Annotated in this window: 2 protein-coding genes; both read right to left on the bottom strand. The window is 54.1% G+C overall.

What is annotated here, in order from left to right:
* A partial coding sequence (locus DBO31_RS05245) for an FAD-dependent oxidoreductase (protein ID WP_150824611.1) occupies positions 1–1,592 on the bottom strand: 1,592 nt, incomplete at its 3' end.
* Between the two features lie 141 nt (positions 1,593–1,733).
* A complete protein-coding gene (locus tag DBO31_RS05240) occupies positions 1,734–2,318 on the bottom strand; it encodes a 5-formyltetrahydrofolate cyclo-ligase (protein ID WP_075581653.1) in 585 nt (194 codons plus the stop codon).
* Positions 2,319–2,345: the final 27 nt, after the last annotated feature.

Raw genomic sequence — 2,345 nt, 5'->3', positions numbered from 1 at the left:
GGATGGTGGTCCTTCAAAAGCACGGCGGCCGTTTCCAGTCCCGTAAGGCCCGATCCGATAATGACAGACCGGCCCTGTACGGCAGCTTTTCCCTGTAATACGGCTTCTGCCGTGACGACATGGGAAAGGTCGAATCCCGGCAGGGGCAGGATCCGCGGTCTGGCCCCGCAGGAGACGACGACGGCTGCCGGATGGAAGGAGGCCGTTTCCTCCACCGTTCCCGCAGCCCGGCAGCGGATGTCTACGTTCAGGCACTGCAGCTGGCACGTCATGGTATGCACCAGTCTGGTAATCTGTTCTTTTAGCGGTGGTTTGTCGGCAACGTTAAGCATGCCGCCCAGAGACGCTTCCTGTTCCAACAGGACTACGTGGAATTGACGCAGAGCCAGCACGCGGGCGGCTTCCATCCCGGCCGGGCCGCCGCCTATGACGACGACGGTCCTTCCATCGCCATTTTTCTGCAGATCGTCAAATTCGATTTCCCGGGCCGTACGGGCATTGATGGCACAGCGGATAGGCATGTCATTTCCCAAGACCCGTTCCCGGCAATAGAGACAGCCGATACACTGCCGGATTTCATCACTGCGGCCTGTGCGGGCCTTTTCGACAAAATACGGATCGGCCAGCTGGGACCGGCCCAGTCCGACAAAATCACAAACGCCTTCTTCGAGGAGTTCTTCGGCAAATTCTGGGTTTTTAATAGTATTCGTCGCAATGACCGGGATGTGGAGCGCTTCTTTATATGCCTTTGCCACATGCTTTTTCCAGCCCGGACGGTACGAATAGGGTTCACAATTGGCATCGGCATTGCGGGCACTGCCATTACTGATATTGATGGCATCGATACCGCAAGATTCCAGATAGCGGGCAATTTCCAGCCCGTCTTCCAGGGTGAGGAACCCTTCTACGGGCGTCATTTCATCGCCACACATGCGCACCATAATGGGAAAGCGGCCCAGTTTCTGCCGGATGCCCTGGATGATTTCGCTGATGAACCGACAGCGGTTTTCCACCGTACCGCCGTATTCGTCGTGGCGGCGGTTATAGTACTTGCTGAAAAACTGGGCGATGAGGTAGCCGTGTGCCCCGTGGAGTTCGACCGCATCATAGCCTGCTTTTTTGCAGCGCACTGCCGCATCAATGAATTTCTGCTGGATCCGGTGGATATCATCTTTGGTCATCTCCTGCGGTACGGGTTTCCCCGGCGCAATCGGTACGGCACTGGGAGCCAGATTGGGCCGGCCCGTCAGTGCCGGATTGGACGTAGCACCAGCGTGATGGAGCTGGGCTGCGATTTTACAGTCATACATATGGACGGCATCGGTCAGTTTTTCCATTTCCGGGACATGATACTCCCGGGCTATTCTCAGGTTATGAATCGATGGGATACTGTCTATATCATCGACCCCCGTATACTCTTCGATGATCATCCCCACGCCGCCTTTGGCCCGTTCCTGATAATAGCGGATCTGCCGGTCGGTGACGACGCCATGGCGGTCAGCCAGATCGGTTGCCATGGGGACCATGACGGCCCGGTTTTTGAGACGCAGTGGACCAATGGTTCCCGGTGACAGCAATACTTGATAGTTCATAGGAAATCCCTCCCCGTGTAGTCAGATGTTTTTTCACCAGCACCAACGTGTACTGATACCTATACTATATCATCAATAGTTCATTTTTGCTAATAATAATTATCTTATATTAGCTATGATGGAAAACTAGTACAAACGGCATCATTCCTGCCGGGAAATCCGGATAACACCTTTTTCTGAAATGACCAAGTCCATCCGTTCATCGTGATCCTCCATGGGAATCTGACCGGTCATTACCTGATGACGGCATAAGACAGCCCGGGCGAAATGGCTGTCATGAAGATAGATATCATAGAAACCTCCGCCATAGCCCAGACGCTGGCCTTTTTCATTGCACGTGCAGCAGGGGATAAGGCCCAGGTCGATTGTATGGGCGGCCATGACAGGACAGGTCGTATCCGGTGCCAGTATGCCATAGCGCCCGGGCTTCAGGTCGGACAGAGAGCGGATCTGCCGGACTTCCATCTTTCCCAAGGAAATACAATAGGGTACGCCGACTTCTTTTCCGTCGGAGAGCATCTGCGCAATCAGCGGCAGTGTCTGGATTTCTGATGGCGTACCGGCATAACAGAAAATGCGCCGGGCCTGTCCGTATTCCGGCAGAGACAGTACATACTGGCGGATAGCGGCATCAGATTTCTGGCAATAGTCTTTTGGTAGTTGTGCCACCCGTTCTTTTACCTGCCGTCTGAGAGCCTTTTTTTCTTCACTCACGGTTCTTGTCATGATGGGTTCCTCCTGTGCATTCTATAT

The organism is Megasphaera sp. DJF_B143, assembly GCF_900320625.1.
GTDB lineage: Bacteria > Bacillota > Negativicutes > Veillonellales > Megasphaeraceae > Megasphaera > Megasphaera hexanoica.
This window is presented reverse-complemented; position numbering and strand designations above follow the sequence as displayed.

What these genes read in the sequence shown, in the direction of transcription:
- DBO31_RS05240 (WP_075581653.1), bottom strand. Translation starts at nt 2,318, where the DNA reads ATGACAAGAACCGTGAGTGAAGAAAAAAAGGCTCTCAGACGGCAGGTA.